The sequence below is a fragment of the Streptomyces sp. NPDC046862 genome (genome assembly GCF_040704615.1).
GTDB lineage: Bacteria > Actinomycetota > Actinomycetes > Streptomycetales > Streptomycetaceae > Streptomyces.
In genome coordinates this window covers 208,355-225,776 of sequence record NZ_JBEYXP010000001.1, presented here as the reverse complement: position 1 = coordinate 225,776, position 17,422 = coordinate 208,355, and the positions used below count along the sequence as shown (strand labels likewise).

14 protein-coding genes and 1 pseudogene are annotated in these 17,422 nt (G+C 68.4%); 5 read left to right on the top strand and 10 right to left on the bottom strand.

Features of this window, described 5'->3' with window-relative positions:
• Positions 1-141: 141 nt before the first annotated feature.
• Both AB0959_RS01025 and AB0959_RS01020 read right to left on the bottom strand, forming a co-directional pair.
• Entirely contained in the window at positions 142-516 is a 375-nt protein-coding gene (locus AB0959_RS01025) for a WhiB family transcriptional regulator (protein WP_366824083.1), read from the bottom strand.
• Positions 517-679: 163 nt separating this feature from the next.
• Positions 680-1,375: a DUF1707 domain-containing protein gene (locus AB0959_RS01020; protein WP_366824082.1), complete on the bottom strand. Its 696-nt coding sequence runs from the start codon at positions 1,373-1,375 to the stop codon at positions 680-682.
• A gap of 191 nt (positions 1,376-1,566) precedes the next feature.
• Between AB0959_RS01020 and AB0959_RS01015 the strand changes: the two genes are divergently transcribed.
• A complete protein-coding gene (locus AB0959_RS01015) occupies positions 1,567-3,234 on the top strand; it encodes a fumarate hydratase (RefSeq protein ID WP_366824081.1) in 1,668 nt (555 codons plus the stop codon).
• Between the two features lie 245 nt (positions 3,235-3,479).
• Here AB0959_RS01015 and AB0959_RS01010 read toward each other — a convergent pair whose 3' ends face one another.
• Entirely contained in the window at positions 3,480-3,626 is a 147-nt protein-coding gene (locus AB0959_RS01010; RefSeq protein ID WP_366824080.1) for a hypothetical protein, read from the bottom strand.
• On the opposite strand from AB0959_RS01010, the gene AB0959_RS01005 reads away from it, so the two are divergent.
• The 4 genes from AB0959_RS01005 to AB0959_RS00990 all read left to right on the top strand — a co-directional run bounded on the left by AB0959_RS01005 (position 3,625) and on the right by AB0959_RS00990 (position 8,736).
• Positions 3,625-3,753, top strand: a complete 129-nt coding sequence (locus AB0959_RS01005) for a hypothetical protein (RefSeq protein ID WP_366824079.1) — start codon at positions 3,625-3,627, stop codon at positions 3,751-3,753. The two genes, AB0959_RS01010 and AB0959_RS01005, sit on opposite strands and share 2 nt — an antisense overlap.
• 223 nt (positions 3,754-3,976) lie before the next feature.
• A complete protein-coding gene (locus tag AB0959_RS01000; RefSeq protein ID WP_366824078.1) occupies positions 3,977-5,362 on the top strand; it encodes a class II fumarate hydratase in 1,386 nt (461 codons plus the stop codon).
• Between the two features lie 115 nt (positions 5,363-5,477).
• On the top strand, positions 5,478-6,173 hold the full coding sequence (locus tag AB0959_RS00995) for a DUF402 domain-containing protein (protein ID WP_366824077.1): 696 nt from the start codon (positions 5,478-5,480) through the stop codon (positions 6,171-6,173).
• A gap of 373 nt (positions 6,174-6,546) precedes the next feature.
• Entirely contained in the window at positions 6,547-8,736 is a 2,190-nt protein-coding gene (locus tag AB0959_RS00990; protein WP_366824076.1) for a SpoIIE family protein phosphatase, read from the top strand.
• Positions 8,737-8,943: 207 nt separating this feature from the next.
• On the opposite strand, the gene AB0959_RS00985 is transcribed toward AB0959_RS00990, so the two are convergent.
• The 7 genes and pseudogenes from AB0959_RS00985 to AB0959_RS00955 form a co-directional block, all read right to left on the bottom strand.
• Complete coding sequence (locus AB0959_RS00985) at positions 8,944-9,696, bottom strand: hypothetical protein (protein WP_366824075.1); 753 nt, start codon at positions 9,694-9,696, stop codon at positions 8,944-8,946.
• Between the two features lie 11 nt (positions 9,697-9,707).
• Positions 9,708-10,184: a hypothetical protein gene (locus AB0959_RS00980; protein WP_366824074.1), complete on the bottom strand. Its 477-nt coding sequence runs from the start codon at positions 10,182-10,184 to the stop codon at positions 9,708-9,710.
• Positions 10,185-10,194: 10 nt separating this feature from the next.
• Entirely contained in the window at positions 10,195-12,411 is a 2,217-nt protein-coding gene (locus tag AB0959_RS00975) for a glycoside hydrolase domain-containing protein (protein WP_366824073.1), read from the bottom strand.
• Between the two features lie 235 nt (positions 12,412-12,646).
• Positions 12,647-13,102 carry a DUF2690 domain-containing protein gene (locus AB0959_RS00970; protein WP_366824072.1) on the bottom strand — a complete coding sequence of 152 codons (456 nt, stop codon included), beginning with the start codon at positions 13,100-13,102 and terminating at the stop codon, positions 12,647-12,649.
• A 499-nt stretch (positions 13,103-13,601) separates the two neighbouring features.
• A pseudogene (locus AB0959_RS00965) lies at positions 13,602-13,691 on the bottom strand (transposase); the annotation flags it as partial.
• A gap of 335 nt (positions 13,692-14,026) precedes the next feature.
• A complete protein-coding gene (locus tag AB0959_RS00960; RefSeq protein WP_366824071.1) occupies positions 14,027-16,447 on the bottom strand; it encodes a transglycosylase domain-containing protein in 2,421 nt (806 codons plus the stop codon).
• A 272-nt stretch (positions 16,448-16,719) separates the two neighbouring features.
• Positions 16,720-17,358, bottom strand: coding sequence for an ATP-binding cassette domain-containing protein (locus AB0959_RS00955; protein ID WP_366824070.1), 639 nt, complete (start codon positions 17,356-17,358; stop codon positions 16,720-16,722).
• Positions 17,359-17,422 lie beyond the last annotated feature (64 nt).

The window sequence follows — 17,422 nt, the reverse complement described above, 5'->3', positions numbered from 1 at the left end:
TGGGGGCTACAGGCCGTCTCCGAGCTGCGGGTTGCCTGTGGCTGGTCGCGCAGTTCCCCGCGCCCCCAATCGCCCCTTACGGGACGCCCCTGTGCGGAGGGGCAGCCCGTAAGGGCGCGGCTCGGAGTTTGCGCCAGGAACTCAGGAAGCGGCGGCGACGCGCGCCGCCTGGGCCGCCTTCTTCAGTTCCAGGTCGCGGCGGCGGCGCCGGGCCAGGACCACACGGCGCTCGGCCGCGGTGAGGCCGCCCCAGACGCCGTACGGCTCGGGCTGCAGCAGCGCGTGCTCGCGGCATTCGACCATGACGGGGCAACGGGCACAGACCCGCTTCGCCGCCTCCTCGCGGGAGAGCCGAGCCGCGGTGGGCTCCTTCGACGGGGCGAAGAACAGTCCGGCTTCGTCGCGCCGGCACACCGCCTCCGTGTGCCATGGGGCGTCCTGATCCCTGTCTCGCACTGGCACCCGCTGGGGCGGAACGGCAGCGACCTGCAGGGACGAAGGCGACGGTTGCAGCACGGTCTACTCCTGACGACGGCTTCGCGAGCGAGAGACGATGCAGCAAGGCCTACCCGTTGTGCGCGGGCCTATGCGCCGAGTTCCGAACAGCTGGATTTTGAGGGTGACATGGCTCGACGGCCGAGGAACACCCGCGCTTCGGGCCCGGATAAATTCGCAACCGTCAACGATCCAGATGCTTGCGCAAACTGTCGTCGACCTTGCGCGTCACGCGGTCGAGCAGGTCGGCTATCACCTTGCCCCGCCGGGGCCTGACGTCCACGCTTCCCAGTACGGACAGCCCGTCCACATAGACCACGGGCGCGTCGGGTTCCGCCGAATCCCGGGTGTCCACCTCGAAGCTGCCGAGGACGCCACCGCCGCTGCCGCGCAGCGAGACGTTCTCCGGGACGCGGATGTCGACGCTGCCGAAGACCGAGATCGCCCTGATCACCACCTGGCGGTACTCGAAGGTCGCCTCACTGAGGTCCATCTCGACGCTGCCGAATATCGCGTACGCGTGGATGCGGCGTCCGGCCCGCCAGCGGCCCTTGCGCACCGAGGAGCTGAACACCGCGACCAGGTGCTCGTCGGGGTCGGCCGGAATCGCGCCGGGCGAGGGCCTGCCCGGCACCGCGTCGTACGCCGTGGTGGCCCTGCCGGTGTGGGCGGCCGGCAGATCCCGTACGAACGCGTCGAGTTCGCCCACCGTCTTGGCGGTCAGCACACCCTCCACGCGCTCGGCGTGCTCGTCGGCGGTGAGCCTGCCCTCGGCGAGGGCTTCGCGCAGGATGTCGGCGATGCGGTCCCGGTCGGCGTCCGAGGCGCGCAGCTCGACGGTGGGTGTGGGGGCGGCAGCGGTCTGCTTCTGAAGGTCCACGGCGCCAGCGTACCCAAACACGATAGATCGCGATACCCCTGTTCGGGCGATCCCGTCCCGAGAATCCCGTCCGGAGGCCGCGGGCCGAACTGAGCCTTACCTCACAAGCCGGCTGTCAGCGGCAGGTTCTAGGCTGGTGAGGCCCGCCAGTGTCGGCGGGCCGTCGTCTGTCGAGTGAGGAATGGGCTGCGATGCCTGAGTTCGCGTACACCGATCTGCTCCCGATGGGAGAGGACACCATCCCCTACCGGCTGGTGACCTCCGAGGGTGTCTCCACCTTCGAGGCCGACGGGCGCACGTTCCTCAGGGTCGAGCCGGAGGCGCTGCGCAAGCTCGCCGCGGAGGCCATCCACGACATCCAGCACTACCTGCGTCCGGCCCACCTCGCGCAGCTGCGCCGCATCATCGACGACCCCGAGGCGTCGAGCAACGACAAGTTCGTGGCGCTGGACCTGCTGAAGAACGCGAACATCGCGGCCGCCGGTGTGCTGCCCATGTGCCAGGACACCGGCACGGCGATCGTGATGGGCAAGCGCGGACAGAACGTGCTGACCCAGGGCGGCGACGAGGAGGCCCTGTCGCGCGGCATCTACGACGCGTACCTGAACCTCAACCTGCGCTACTCGCAGATGGCTCCGCTCACCATGTGGGAGGAGAAGAACACCGGCTCCAACCTCCCGGCCCAGATCGAGCTGTACGCGACCGACGGCGGCGCCTACAAGTTCCTCTTCATGGCCAAGGGCGGCGGCTCCGCCAACAAGTCGTTCCTCTACCAGGAGACGAAGGCCGTCCTGAACGAGGCCTCCATGATGAAGTTCCTGGAGGAGAAGATCCGCTCGCTCGGCACGGCGGCCTGCCCGCCGTACCACCTGGCGATCGTCGTCGGCGGTACGTCCGCCGAGTACGCGCTCAAGACCGCCAAGTACGCCTCCGCGCACTACCTGGACGAGATCCCGGCCGAGGGTTCGCCGCTCGGCCACGGCTTCCGGGACAAGGAGCTTGAGGAGAAGGTCTTCGAGCTGACGCAGAAGATCGGCATCGGGGCGCAGTTCGGCGGCAAGTACTTCTGCCACGACGTGCGCGTGGTGCGCCTGCCCCGGCACGGCGCGTCCTGCCCGGTCGCGATCGCCGTCTCCTGCTCCGCCGACCGCCAGGCCGTCGCGAAGATCACCGCCGAGGGAGTCTTCCTGGAGCAGCTGGAGACGGACCCGGCGCGTTTCCTGCCGGAGACGACGGACGAGCACCTCGACGAGTCCTCCGACGTCGTGAAGATCGACCTCAACCAGCCGATGGAGTCGATCCTCGCCGAGCTGACCAAGTACCCGGTGAAGACCCGCCTTTCGCTCACCGGCCCGCTCGTCGTGGCCCGTGACATCGCGCACGCCAAGATCAAGGAGCGGCTGGACGCGGGCGAGGAGATGCCGCAGTACCTGAAGGACCACCCGGTGTACTACGCCGGCCCGGCGAAGACCCCCGAGGGGTACGCCTCCGGTTCCTTCGGCCCGACGACAGCCGGCCGTATGGACTCCTACGTCGAGCAGTTCCAGGCGGCGGGCGGCTCGAAGGTCATGCTGGCCAAGGGCAACCGCAGCAAGCAGGTCACCGACGCCTGCGGCACCCACGGCGGCTTCTACCTCGGCTCCATCGGCGGCCCGGCCGCGCGCCTCGCCCAGGACTGCATCAAGAAGGTCGAGGTCGTCGAGTACGAGGAGCTCGGCATGGAGGCGGTCTGGAAGATCGAGGTCGAGGACTTCCCGGCGTTCATCGTCGTCGACGACAAGGGCAACGACTTCTTCCAAAACCCCGCCCCGGCGCCGACGTTCACGTCGATTCCGGTGCGGGGGCCGGGGCTGGCGTAGTGCCTTCGGGGCGGCGGGGGATGGAGTTCGCCCCCGCCGCCCCTACCCGTCCCATCCCAGGGGCGCTGCCCCTTCGACCCCGCCGAGGGCTCCGCCCCCGCACCCCGCTGGGGCTGTGCCCCAGACCCCTTTTGGCCTGACGGCCTCGTCCTCAAACGCCGGACGGGCTGGAGGGCGGGCGTCGTTCGAGAGTGGAACGTGGGCGAGTCAGCCGGCTTCGGGGCGTGCGGGGACACGCCGATCACCTAGCCCGGCTTGCAGCGCGGGGCGGCCTTCTTGGTGACGGTGCCGACCTTCGTCTGCGTCTTCAGCATGTAGGTCTTGGCATCCTCCAGGGGCCGGCCCGCGAAGTCGATCGGGACGGTCTGGCCGTCGGAGAAGCCGAACAGCATGGTGGTGGCGTCGCTCCTGGTCTCCGTGCTGGTGGCCGCCGACTTCGAGTCGCCGCCCACGACCGAGGTGGCCAGGGCGGTCCCCCCGCCCGCCGCGATGAGCGCGGCAGCGACCGCGGCGATGTAACGCGGCCGACCGAGCGGTCACGAATTCATGGAAGTCCGTCCCCACACGCCCTTCCCTTCCTGTCATCCCTCCTCCACGTGGAAGCCCCTTCATCTGCTGCACGACCGCGATGAGACCTGGGTCACAGCAGCGGAGCGGGGGCGGTATCGCTGTCCGCATCGGCATCGGCACTCATGCGGCGCAAAGCCCGGAACATCCCCACCGCCCCGATCGCTATACGGGCATGAGCGAATACCGCATTGAGCACGACTCCATGGGCGAGGTGCAGGTCCCGGCGGACGCCAAGTGGCGGGCCCAGACCCAGCGCGCCGTCGAGAACTTCCCGATCTCCGGCCAGCGGATCGAGCGCGCCCACATCGAGGCCCTCGCCCGCGTCAAGGGCGCCGCCGCGAAGGTCAACGCGCGGCTCGGGGTGCTCGACAAGGACGTCGCCGAGGCGATCCAGGAGGCGGCCGCGGAGGTCGCGGAGGGGCAGTGGGACGGGCACTTCCCGGTGGACGTGTTCCAGACCGGGTCCGGCACCTCGTCGAACATGAACACCAACGAGGTCATCGCCACCCTCGCGACCGAGCGGCTCGGCCGGGACGTGCACCCCAACGACCACGTCAACGCGTCGCAGTCGTCCAACGACGTGTTCCCCTCGTCCATCCACATCGCCGCCACCGCCGCCGTCACCCACGACCTGATCCCGGCCCTGGAGCACCTCGCCGCCTCGCTGGAGCGCAAGTCGGAGGAATTCGCCGACGTGGTGAAGTCGGGGCGCACGCACCTGATGGACGCCACCCCGGTGACGCTGGGGCAGGAGTTCGGGGGGTACGCCGCTCAGGTCCGGCACGGCGTCGAGCGGCTCACCGCCTCACTCCCCCGCCTCGCCGAACTGCCGCTCGGCGGCACCGCCGTGGGCACCGGCATCAACACCCCGCCCGGCTTCTCCGCCGCCGTGATCGACGAGATCGCGCGGGTCACGGGGCTGCCGCTCACCGAGGCCCGGGACCACTTCGAGGCGCAGGGCGCGCGGGACGGGATCGTGGAGGCCAGCGGGCAGCTGCGGACCATCGCCGTGTCCCTCACCAAGATCGCCAATGATCTGCGGTGGATGGCCTCCGGTCCGCGCACCGGCCTCGCCGAGATCTCCCTGCCCGACCTGCAGCCCGGGTCCTCGATCATGCCGGGCAAGGTCAACCCCGTGATCCCGGAGGCGGTCCTCATGGTCGCCGCCCAGGTGACCGGCAACGACGCCACCGTCGCCACCGCGGGAGCCGCCGGCAACTTCGAGCTCAACGTGATGCTGCCCGTGATCGCGAAGAACGTGCTGGAGTCCGTGCGGCTCCTCGCCAACGTCTCCCGGCTGCTCGCCGACCGCACCGTCGACGGGATCGTCGCCCACCGCGAACGCGCCCGCGAGTACGCCGAGTCGTCGCCCTCCGTCGTCACCCCGCTGAACAAGTACATCGGGTACGAGGAGGCCGCGAAGGTGGCGAAGAAGTCGCTGGCCGAGCGGAAGACGATCCGGGAGGTCGTGCTCGAGAGCGGGTACGTGGAGCGAGGCGACCTCACCGTCGAGCAGTTGGACGAGGCCCTGGATGTCCTGCGCATGACGCGGCCGTAACCGGGGATGACGTCCCGACAACCTCGCATGACGCACCCGTAACCGTCTTCCCGCCATGGCGTGAACCATTGGACCAACCGCAGCGTCGTATGCCTGTGGCACCTAATATCTGTGCATGGCGGACGACGGAGCGGTGAGACGAGTGGAAAAGGGCGGACCGGAGACGGGCTTCTGGACGCCCGGGACTCAGATCCTGTGGCGGTACCGGGAGAACGCCGGCCAGCACTTCCACATCGTGCGCCCCGTCACCGTCGTACGGGACGACGACGAGTTGCTGGCCGTGTGGCTGGCGCCGGGCACGGAGTGCGTCAAGCCCGTGCTCGTCGACGGCACCCCGGTGCACGTCGAGCCGCTGGAGTCCCGCTACACCAAACCCCGGACCGTCCAGCGGGACCGCTGGTTCGGCACGGGTGTGCTGAAGCTGTCCCGGCCCCGTGAGCCGTGGTCCGTGTGGCTGTTCTGGGATCCGGGCTGGCAGTTCAAGAACTGGTACGTGAACCTGGAGGAGCCGGGGACCCGTTGGGAGGGCGGTGTGGACTCCCAGGACCACTTCCTGGACATCTCGGTGCTCCCGGACCGCAGTTGGATCTGGCACGACGAGGACGAGTTCGCGCAGGCCCAGCGGGACGGCCTGATGGACGCACAACTCGCCGAGCGGGTGCGGGCGGCGAGCCGCTCGGCCGTGCAGGTGATCGAGGCCTGGGGCCCGCCGTTCACGGACGGCTGGCAGCACTGGCGCCCGAATCCCGAATGGGGCGTACCCTCCCTTCCGGACGACTGGGACCGCACTCCGGCGCACGCGTCGCCATGAGACCCTTGATGCGCCCCCGGTACACAACCGTAGGATCGTCCTCCGCAAAGGAATTTCATGGGGGCAACTCCCGCAGGACGCACAGTGCTTGAACAGACGTCACCGAGGGGCGGCAGGACGTGACCAAGGGGTACGTGGGCTACACCCGTACGGGCCGGAGACGGCCGGTCGAACCGTCAGTGCGGCCGGTGCTGTGGGCGGCCGGGTCGGCCGGTACCGTCTGTGGCACAGGAACTCCCTCTGGCCACGAGGGAATTCCGTTCCCGGGGCATGTATTCCGGGTATCGGGATTCCTGCGGGACGTAACAACGGGTTTGCTGTGTGCCGGACCCCACGCCAGGCCCGCAGCCCCGGACGGATGGATTCGACACGCGTGACGGAGCACCCCACCTCCCACGAGCGCCCCCAGCCGGGCGCCAGCCCCGCGGACCCCCGCGGGGCGCTCCTGCGTACCCCGGAGGCACTGCCGATGCCGGCCACCGAACCGCTCCAGATGCCGCCCTCCCCCGCCTTACCAGCTCAGGCGCGCACGGGCGACGCACCCGCCGAACCGGGTACGACCCCCTGCGCGAAGAGCAGCCAGGGCGCGTCCTCCGGCCCCGGCACCTCCGCGACCAGCGACACGTCCGCGAACAGCGACACGTCCGCGAACAGCGGCACGTCCACGAACAGCGGCACCTCTGCGTCCAGCGGTCCGGAGCACTCGCAGCCCGCCGCCACCGAGCCCGACCCGCACCGTCCGCGCCCCGCTCCGGAGAGCATTCCGGCCCAGCCGGGCGCCGAGCAGGCACCGGGCGTGCCGGACGGCCAGGAGCGGCGCCTGGGCCAAGGGCTGCCGCCGGGCAGCCCCATGCCCATGCGGCGTGACGGTGACCGGCTGCGGTTCGTGGGCGCGGCGACCCGGCGGATCGCCCGGGGCCTCGACCTGGACGAGATCGTCATGGGTCTGTGCCGGGCCACCGTGCCGACGTTCTCGGACGCGATCCTGGTCTATCTGCGCGAACCGCTGCCGGTCGGCGACGAGCGGCCCGTCGGTCCGCTCGTGCTGCGGCTGCGCCGTACCGACCGGATCCCCGCGGAGCGCGACACCGAGAACGGCTTCATGCCCGCGGTCCAGCCGGAGCCCTCCGACCTGTCGGCGGTCACGGCGGAGCTGTGCGAGGTACGGCCCGGTGGCGCGCTCGCCGAGGTGCTCCGGGGCGTACGGCCGGTGTTCGCGGACGCTCCCGCGGCCCGTGCCGCCCTGCCCGAGCTCATCGGTGAGGACGGCCCGTTCACGGTGCCCACGGGCCAGCGCGCCATCCTGGCACCGCTGCGCGGGCGCCGCCGGGTGATCGGCGCGGCCCTGTTCCTGCGCCGGCCGGAGCGCATGGCGTTCGAGCAGGACGACCTGCTGGTCGCCGCCCAGCTCGCCACGCACAGCGCGCTCGGCATCGACAAGGCGGTGCTGTACGGCCGCGAGGCGTACATCGCGGACGAACTGCAGCGCACGATGCTGCCCGAGACCCTGCCGCGCCCCACCGGCGTACGGCTGGCGCACCGGTATCTGCCGGCGGCCGAGACCGCGCGGGTCGGCGGCGACTGGTACGACGCGATTCCGCTGCCCGGCAGCCGGGTCGCCCTGGTCGTCGGCGACGTCATGGGGCACTCCATGACCTCGGCCGCGATCATGGGGCAGCTGCGCACCACCGCACAGACCCTGGCCGGGCTCGACCTGCCGCCGCAGGAGGTGCTGCACCACCTCGACGAGCAGGCCCAGCGCCTGGGCACCGACCGCATGGCGACCTGCCTGTACGCGGTGTACGACCCCGTCTCGCACCGGATCACCATCGCCAACGCCGGGCATCCGCCGCCGGTCCTGCTGCACCTGGGCGGGCGCGCCGAGGTGCTGCGGGTGCCGCCGGGCGCGCCGATCGGCGTGGGCGGGGTGGACTTCGAGGCGGTCGAGCTGGACGCGCCGGCCGGGGCCACGCTGCTGCTCTACACGGATGGCCTGGTCGAGTCGCGTCTGCGGGACGTGTGGACCGGGATAGAGCAGCTGCGCGAGAAGCTCGCCGCCACCGCGCAGCTCACCGGCCCGGATCACCCGCCGCCGCTGGAGGCGCTGTGCGACGAGGTGCTCGACATGCTCGGCCCGGGCGACCGGGACGACGACATCGCGCTGCTCGCCGCCCGCTTCGACGGGATCGCGCCCAGTGACGTCGCCTACTGGTTCCTGGAGCCGGAGGAGATGGCTCCGGGCCGTGCCCGGCGGCTGGCGCGGCACGCGCTGTCCCGCTGGGGCCTGGAGGACCTGAGCGACTCGGTGGAGCTGCTGATCAGCGAGGTCGTCACCAACGCGGTGCGGTACGCCTCCCGGCCGGTCACCCTGCGGCTGCTGCGCACGGATGTGCTGCGCTGCGAGGTCACCGACGACGTGCCCCAGCTGCCGCGGCTGCGGCAGGCTCGTGCGACGGATGAGGGCGGGCGTGGGCTGTACCTGGTCAACAAGTTGGCCAGGCGGTGGGGGGCGACGCGGCTGAGTACGGGGAAGGTCGTGTGGTTCGAGCTGAACCGGGCGTGACTGCCCGGCCGGGCTCGAACCGAAATCGCGCCTGTACGAGACGATGGAGCACGGCGACCCTCTGTCCTGGACGGTCCACGTGCAGATGATGCCGTTCCAATGCCACCCAGGCGGGCGCACTCGCCGGTCAACTCGTACTTCAACGCGCGGGTGCCCGGCGCCGCCGATCGGCACCGGGCACCCGGACGACTGGCCGACCGCCGTTTCCTAGGCTGCCTTGCGCTGACGCTCCGCTAGCGCGCCCGCCGCCTCGCGGCGCCTGCTGGAGAACACGTTCACCGGAGTACCGGCCCCGGCCGCGGGGTCATCGCTCCAGCCACGGACCTTGGCCGCTACCTTGGCCAAACGCTCGTCGCCGGGCTTGACGTCGATGTAGAACAGCGACTCGTCGGCTTTCCTGTCGTCCCCGCCCCAACGGACGACACCGTCGAGTTCGGCGAGAACATCGCGGATCACCAGCAACTGCTGGGGGTAGAAGCCGCCGCGCGCCCCACTCGGGTAGTGGCCCGGCCTGATCTGCACGGCCGTGCCGGACGCCTGGTTCGACTCCGCCAGTCCCTTGCGGACCTTTGCCGGGGTGCGCCATCCGACGACATCGCCAGCGCGGAGTTCGTCGATCTCGTAGTGGAAACGGCGCACGACATGCACGAGTACGGTCTCGACCTCGCCCATGCGTACCGCGATGCCGGTTAGCGGCGTGCCGGGAACAGGACGGGTGTAGACGGAGCCTCCGCCGTCAACGACCCGCTCCATCTCCCAGCCGTTACGTGACGGCTTGCCCGTCAGCACCCGTCTGTTGCGTTCCTGCGCTCTGCGCACGGCCTCACGCACCTGTACCGGTGTCGGGTCCTGCTCGACCGCGAACGCGGGCGAGGCAAGGAACTGAGAGGCGGGGAGGGATGCGGCGATGGCGGCACCCGTGATCGCCGCCGTACGGCCCAGGAGGCCACGTCGTGTCATGTGGGAAGGGTTCAACTGGAAGTCTCTTTCCTGAAGTCGGCTCTTGCGCGGAGCTCCGATGCGTAGCCCGCTGAGATTCCGAGCACGGCGGCGAGCAGGGCCAGAGCCACCACGCCGGGGTTGACATAGTCCGGAACGGCCGCGGCGTACGTGCCGGCACCCGGGACATGGCACTCCAGCTGCAGCGGGACGTAAGAAACGGAGTAGCCGTCGATGCCGGCCGCGTGTGCCGAGGGCACCGCGTCCTTGCATGCCTGATCCGTCATCGTCTCGTCGCGTATGAGGTGCACGGCGCCCCAGACATACAGGGCCGCCGCGGCGCTACCGGCGAGTGCGGCGCAGCCGCGGAGCAGGACAGCCGGGCCCGAACGTTTCACACCGTGCCGGGACAGCGTGGTGCAGCCGTACACGGCGAGAGCACCTGCTACCGCAATCCCGACGAGGATGATCACCAGTACGGCCAGGACATTCGGCTGGTTGTCGCTCACAGTGCCTCACTCAAAGATTTCGGACGATGCCGTTGTACTTCTCGAAGACCTGGTAGAGGCCCATGCGCTTGTTCGCGTGCTCCTCCGCCTCAGCCCCCCAGCCTTGATAACGGCGCAGGATCTGGAATATCTCCGACTCCTTGTAGTCGAGGCGCATGTAGCGCAGGACGCTCTCGCCACCGGGCGGGTTGTTGCCGCCCGCCTTCCCATCCGCGGACCACAGGTGGATCAGCGCAACGGTCTGCAGGGCGAAGGCGTTGTCTTTGTTGACCTTCTGCCACATGGTCCAGATGTCCGCGTCCTTGGTGGGGTCCAGGCTCGTTCCGGACACGTAGTCCTTCAGGATGCCGTGGTTCCAGGCGCGGATGCCGACCTCGCCGCTGATCTGCGCGATGCCGGTGGAGGAGTCCCTCTTCACGCCGATGCCCTTGGTGTGGTAATCAGCGACCGCGTGATCCACGGCCTGGTCGACGAGGTCGTAGTGGCGCATCTCCCAGTAAGCCGACGTCTGGATCAGCGCCTTGCGCATGTTGTACCGGTTGGACTGCGCGGTGATGACGTCGTCGTTGGCGAGGATCGTGTCGAAGCACTCGGCGTGGGTGAAGATGCGATTGCCGCCCTCGTTCGGGAAGCCGATCGACTGCATGTACTTGCCGATGTCGGTGCGCATGGAGTTCACGTAGTCGGCCTTGAACCGCACGTCCGCGGCGGCGGTGCGCGGCTTGTCGAACGAGTTCTGTCCGATGTCGCGGCCGGAGGCGATGTTGACGTCAATCTCGATCTTTCCGTCGCCGGAGCCGACCCACTGGGTGACGATCTGGTCATAGGCCCAGTCGGTCGGCAGCGGGTAGCCGAAGTTGCCCGAGAAGCCGGAAGACATGTCGGAGACGAAGGAAGCACCGGAGTGGCCGGCCTGGCCGACCCGGGTGCACACGTTGCGCGGACCGTACACGCCGATCTGGTATCGCAGCCCGTCCTCTTCGATAGCGTCGTGGATACCCTTGAAGTGGGGCAGGACGTTGTTGGTGACGTCGGTGTCCAGGGCGTCGAAGTCGACGGCGAAGAAGATACGGGTGCCCGGCTTGAAGCCGTGGTCCAGCGCGGCGTTGATCGCGGCCTGGCCCGCCGCCCGCCCGGCGGCGTAGTTGAAGCCGGAGGCGTCACGGCCGTACGTCTGGTAGATCGGGAAGCAGCGCAGGCCGTTGTCGGCGATGGTCTGCAGCTCCCCCGGCTGGATCTCCTTCTCCGGCAGGCTGGTCGTGCTCGGGTTGGTGAGGTACCGCCCGACGTACTTGATGCCCTCCGCCTTCAGGGCGGCGGCCCGGGCCGGGGTGATCTTGGTGACGCCGTCGCAGGCCGCGCCCTTGCGGGACTGGTCACCGTAGGAGACGAGGAGGGAGGCCCAGGTCGAGAAGTCGCCCTTGCCGGTGGCAGGGAGCTGCGCGAATAACTGGAAGTCCTCCACCGCCGTCTGCGTGGCCGTGGTGAAGCCCCCGAAGGACACCGACCGTCTGTTGAGGATCATGGCGGCGGCGAACAACAGGGCCCAGGTGCTGCTGTCCCCGACCGTCACCGTGTGGCTCTTCAGCCCGCTCTGGGTGCCGGGCCCGAACACGCCGTTCGCGGTACCGTCGGCCATCCCCAATTCGTACTGGATGGCGTAGAGCATGGACTTGGACACGTCGCGGGAGTTGTGACCGTCGCAGGGGATGATGAAGAAGTCACTGCGCTTGACGTACCGGCCGTTCAGCCACCGCTGGACGCTTCGGATCGCGTCGGAGCCAGAGTTGACAGTGACGTAGGCATCCATGTTGAGCAGGCCCTTGAACACCTTGGCTTCCACGCTGCTGCCAGGGAAGGCGCCGTCGACACCCATGTCCGATTTCAGCTTGGAGATCCCGGCCTCGACGCGGGAGTTGTACTTCCCGTCGATGTCGCCGCCGTCGTAGCCCTTGCAGTACATCGCCGACTGGATGATCCGGCAGAAGTCCGCGGACGGCACGGTCGACGCGTTCAGCTTGGGGTACTTCGAGGCGAGCGTGGAGAGCGTGGTGGGTCCGAAACTGTTGGAGAGCGACGAGATACCGAGTTCGTACTGGAGGGCTCGGGTGAGGGCGTACATGGTGTTCCACCCCGTCTGGCCGTCCTCCGTCACGGTCATGCCGATACGGCTGCCGTAGGCAGAGTTCACGAACCTCTGCGCCTGTCTGACCATTTCGTCAGCCACGAAATTATTCCCCCTCTTTTACGCAAGTCAAATTCACCCACCGGCACCTTCCTGACATCTCAAGGAAAGGTGCCGATGAGTCGCGACACGGGTTATGCGATGAAGGCGCTGCGGAGTCGTCGGCAGGCACCCGAAAAATCGCCGCCATGCCCTTCTCAAGCCTCCCGAGGAGAGCATGGGGTCAGGAACAAAGTCCCTTACTGCGATACGCGAAGCTCGAGCGCGGCGTCGGCGGTCAGAACTTCGAGCTGCACCTGAGCGGTTCGATGTTGGCCTCGAAACTTACGCAGACCCGGTACATGTAACTCGCACCGCCGAGCATGTTCGACCAGTCGGTCTTCCCGTATCCAGGCGTTTCGACCGAAAGAGACTTCAGCAGCGACGTACCCGAGCTGTTCCACTTCTCGATCCATGCGGTCGAGTTGTACTGAGTCGGGTTGGCGTTGTTCTTGATGTGCACCCATGCGGCGTCGCACTTGGACGACCAGATGAGTCTCGCCAGTCTGCCGCTGGCGTCGACCCTCCTTGCCTCTACGCCGTCGTCGTCGCAGGTGTAGGTAACCGGACCCTTGTTGTCGCAGCCGGCACCAAGGCAGCTCGCGGCGTACGAGGTTCCCGCCAGGGGAATCATCGTGGTCGCCATCGCCGCCGCCACGACCAATAATGACTTGACCGAAATCCCGCGCATCATGCCTCCCTCTTCGACATACCGAACTTCCTCAGAAGTTGAACCGACGGGAACCTTAAATCGATTCAATGAGAGGCGTCAACGTCGTTTTCGGAAGGACGCTATTCAGAACCAGCCAAGTACTACAGCCTCAGATCTTGAGGTTGTTATCGGTCTTGCTCGGGTTGTCGCCAGGGGTGTAGGCGGGTGGGTAGGGGCCTGCCGCGACGGTCTAAGTGGCTGATGGTGGCCCGGGTCTGGTTCAGCGCTCACCAGTGGTGCTGCTGGAGGTGGTAGGCGTCGCTGAGGTGGGTGATCAGGGCGGTGGCCGCGATTCGGCAGGTACGGCTTGCCCGGAGGGCCTTGAACCGGCAGCGTGACCAGCACCGCGAGTACGTAGCGGATCTTCCGCTCCCGCAGCCAGGACCTGAGGGCGGGCTCCTTGTCGTAGTCCGTGTCCGCGGCCACCCAGGAACAGGCAGGCCTCCGACCACAGCGGCCTCCAGCATGGCGAGGCCAGCTACGGCTTGGTGGCGAAGGCGACTTCGTCGGGCACCCCGGCCGCCCGGCGCCGCTCGCGATCCTTCGTCCAGGACTGCGGCAGGTACAGGCGCCGGTCCAGCACCAGCATCGCGCCCGGATCTACCAACTCCCGTGCCATGTACGCCTCACCTCAGCCAGCAACGCGTCTGCGCTCCAGGATGCCTCGCCAAGGAACTTCTGGATCCGGTGCGGCGTGGCATGCCCTCCCTGCCATCGTCCAGCCGTTCTTGCGCTCCAGGTCCGACAGCAGCCCCTCGATGAGATCAGCGAACACCTCCCGCGGCTCCAGCCGGGCGAACAGATGTCCCAACCCGCCTGTCAGGACAGCCAGTTCCTCTGCCCAGTCCCCGCCGACGCGGCGGAGCCGCATATCCAACACAGCCCCGCGCCGCTTACGGGGCGCTCCTACTGAGTCTGCGGATTGTCCGGACCCCCAGGTAGCTCGATCCCCGATGACGACGGTGACTCGACCGGCTCCGAGGTCGTCGCCCCGCCCGTCGGAGTCTCCTCGGGAGTCGTCTCCGGTGTGCTCTCCGGGGCCGACGTCGTCGGCGCCTTGGTGGTCGGCTCCTCCGACGGAGTCCGCGACGGCGTGTCGCTGGGCGTCGGCGGTGCGGAGGTCTGGACCGCGGCGCCCTGGTCGGTCTCCAGGTCGAACTTGGTGACCTTGCCCATCGCGCCGAAGGTGTAGGTCGCCCAGATCTGGGCCGGGAAGCCGCCACCGTTGACCCGGCCACCGCCAGCCGCGCCCTTCAACGTAACCTGACCGCCCGCCCTGACCTTCACTGACTTGTCGCCCTCGCACCGCGTGGTGCCCGCCTTGGCCGCTTCACCGAACAGGCCCACCGAGGTGACGAGTTTCGGGGTGTAGCCGGTGAACCAGGCTGACCTGTTGCAGTCGGACGTACCGGTCTTGCCGGCGACCTGCTGGCCGCCGCGGTCCGGGTTGTTCGCCACCGACGTACGGGCCGTACCGTCGTCGACCACGCCGGTGAGCACCGAGGTGACCGTGTCGGCGGCCTTGCGGCTGATGACCGGGTCGCCGATGGGGTCCGGGAACTTGACCGTGTGGTCCTTGTGTTCGGCCGAGGCGACGATGGCGGGCGTGACCTTCTTGCCGTGGTTGTCGAGGGTGGCGTAGACGCCGGCCATCTGCAGCGGGCTCGCGCCCATGGTGCCGAGGGTCTGGGCGGGCACCGCCTGCGCTCCCTCGACGTCCATGCCGAGTTCGCCCGCGACCTTCATGACCTCGTCCATACCGACGTCGACGCCCATCTGCGCGAAGACGGAGTTGATGGACTTGTTCATGGCGGTCTGCACGGTGACCGGGCCGTAGTCCGCGTCGTCCTCGTTCGGCGGGGCGAACCCGACCTTGTTGCCGTTGCGGTCCACGACCGGGCGCTTGCTGGTGCCGTCGTAGATCGTCTTGGCGGTGATCGGTACGTCGTCCTCGGTCTTGGCGTCCTCCTCCAGGGCCGCGGCCAGGATCAGCGGCTTGAAGGTGGAGGCGGGCTGGTAGTCCGTGCGCGTGGCGTTGTTGGTGAAGTGCTTGGTGTAGTCCACGCCGCCGTACATGGCGAGGACCTTGCCTGTCTTCGGGTCGACCGACACGGCACCGGCCTGGACGTCGCCGTCGACGGAGCGCTTCTTCTCGTCCAGCTTGCTGGTGAGGGTGGTCTTGACCGACTTCTCCAGCTGGGCCTGCTTCTTCTTGTCGATGTTCAGCGTGATGGTCCAGCCGCCGGCGTCGACCATCGCCCTGGCGTCGTCCATGTCGTTGGCCGAGCCCTCGGCGACGAGCTGCTTCGCCAGCGCGTTGTTGGCCGCCTGCACCAGGTATCCGGTCTGGCCGCCGAGGCCCGGGGCACCCTGGGGATCCTCCGGCACGGGGAACGTCATGCCGTCACGCTCGTCGGCGTTCAGCCAGTGTTCCTCGACCATGTTGTTCAGGACGTAGTTCCAGCGCTGCTTGACCAGTTCCTTGCCGGTCTTGCTGGCGACGGCCCAGTCGTACTGGCTGGGGGCCTGGAGGAGCGCGGCGAGGTAGGCGCCCTGGGCGACGCTGAGTTTGTCGGCGTCCTTGCGGTAGTACGCCTGGGCCGCGGCCTGGATGCCGTAGGCGCCGCGGCCGTAGTAGCTGGTGTTGATGTAGCCCGCGAGGATGTAGTCCTTGGACTTCTGGCGGTCCACCTTGAGGGAGATCACGAGCTCTTTGAGCTTGCGGGTGACCGTCTGGTCCTGGGTGAGGAAGTAGTTCTTGACGTACTGCTGGGTGATCGTCGAGCCACCCTGCTTGCCCTTGCCGGACAGCGTGTTGATCAGACCGCGGGCCGTGCCCTTGAAGTCGACGCCCGCGTCCTTGTAGAAGGACTTGTTCTCGGCGGCGACGAAGGTGCGCTGGACGCCCTTGGGGACCTGGTCGAGGTCGACGATCTCGCGGTTGACGTCGCCCTCGCGGGTGAGCGTCTTGCCGCCGGCGTACTTGTAGATGTTGCTCTGCTCCTGCGCGAGGGCGTTGCCCGGCGGGATGTCGATGACCAGGTAGAGCACGATGAAGGCGCCCATGCCGAGCAGGCAGAATCCGAAGAAGGCGCCGAGGAGCTTCTTCCAGGTGAAGAAGCGGCGTATGCCGCCCTTCCCGGAGCTCTTGGAAGCGGCCGCTCTTCTGGCGGCTCTCGTCCCGGCCGTGCCGGTCGCACCGGTCGCGCCGGTGGTGACGGCCGTGCCGGTCCCGACCGAACCGGAGGCAGCCGCCCCGGACGAGCGCTTGGGCGCCGCGCGGCGGCCACCGCGCTGTCGCGCTCGTCTCTCTTCCGCTCGTCCCATCCCGCTTCCTTACTCGTTTTCCTTCTCGTACGTCACTCGCGTGCGTCGACGGTCGGCGTAGAAAGCTAACACCGCGACCTGAGACAAACGACCGTCGATCCCGCCTTTTGGGGACGTGACAATCAGCACCTGCCCCGTAAAAACCGACGTGTCAACAGGGCGGAAGGTTGCCCGAGGGCCGCACAAGCACCGACAGGCGCAGTAGCAGAACCGTGACAATCGGCTGTGGCCTGCGGACTCGTGACGCGGTCCGTGGCCAGGAGCGCCCTCCGTCAGTCGGCGCTCACCCTGAACACGGCGTCGCACTGATCTCTTACGTAGTCGTCGTGTGTCGCGATGACCACCGCGCATCCCGAGTCGCTCATCTCGCGGAGGATCTTCACGACCATGGAGGTGTTGTCGTGGTCGAGGGCTCCGGTCGGTTCGTCGGCGAGCACCAGGGACGGCTGCTTGACCATGAGCCGGGCGAGGGCGACACGTTGCTGCTCGCCGCCGCTGAGTCGTGAGACCTTCTCGCCCTCACGCCCGGCGAGGCCCACACGCTCCAGTGCCTCCGGTATGGCGGTGCTCGTGGTCCGGCGCGGTCCTCTCCGGGGCCTGGTGACGACCTCCAGGTTGGCGGCGACCGTGGCGTTGTCGATCAGCGCGTAGTTCTGGAAGAGGTAGCCCAGGACGTCGCGGCGGAACACCCGGGCCTGACGCGGCCCGAACTCGGTGATGTCCTTCTCCTCGTGCCGGATGGCCCCGGCGGTCGGCGCGTCCAGCAGCCCGAGACAGTTGAGCAGCGTCGACTTTCCCGAGCCGCTGGGGCCGGTCAGTGCGAGCATCTGTCCGCCGTGGACGGTGAGGTCGACGCCGGACCACAGGGTGCGCCGGCCGAAGGACTTCGAGAGGTTTTCGATGTCGATCACTGTGCGGCTCCTGGCGCGTGAGGAGGAGATGTCTGGGCGAGGAGAAGGGGCCGGGGCGTTCCGG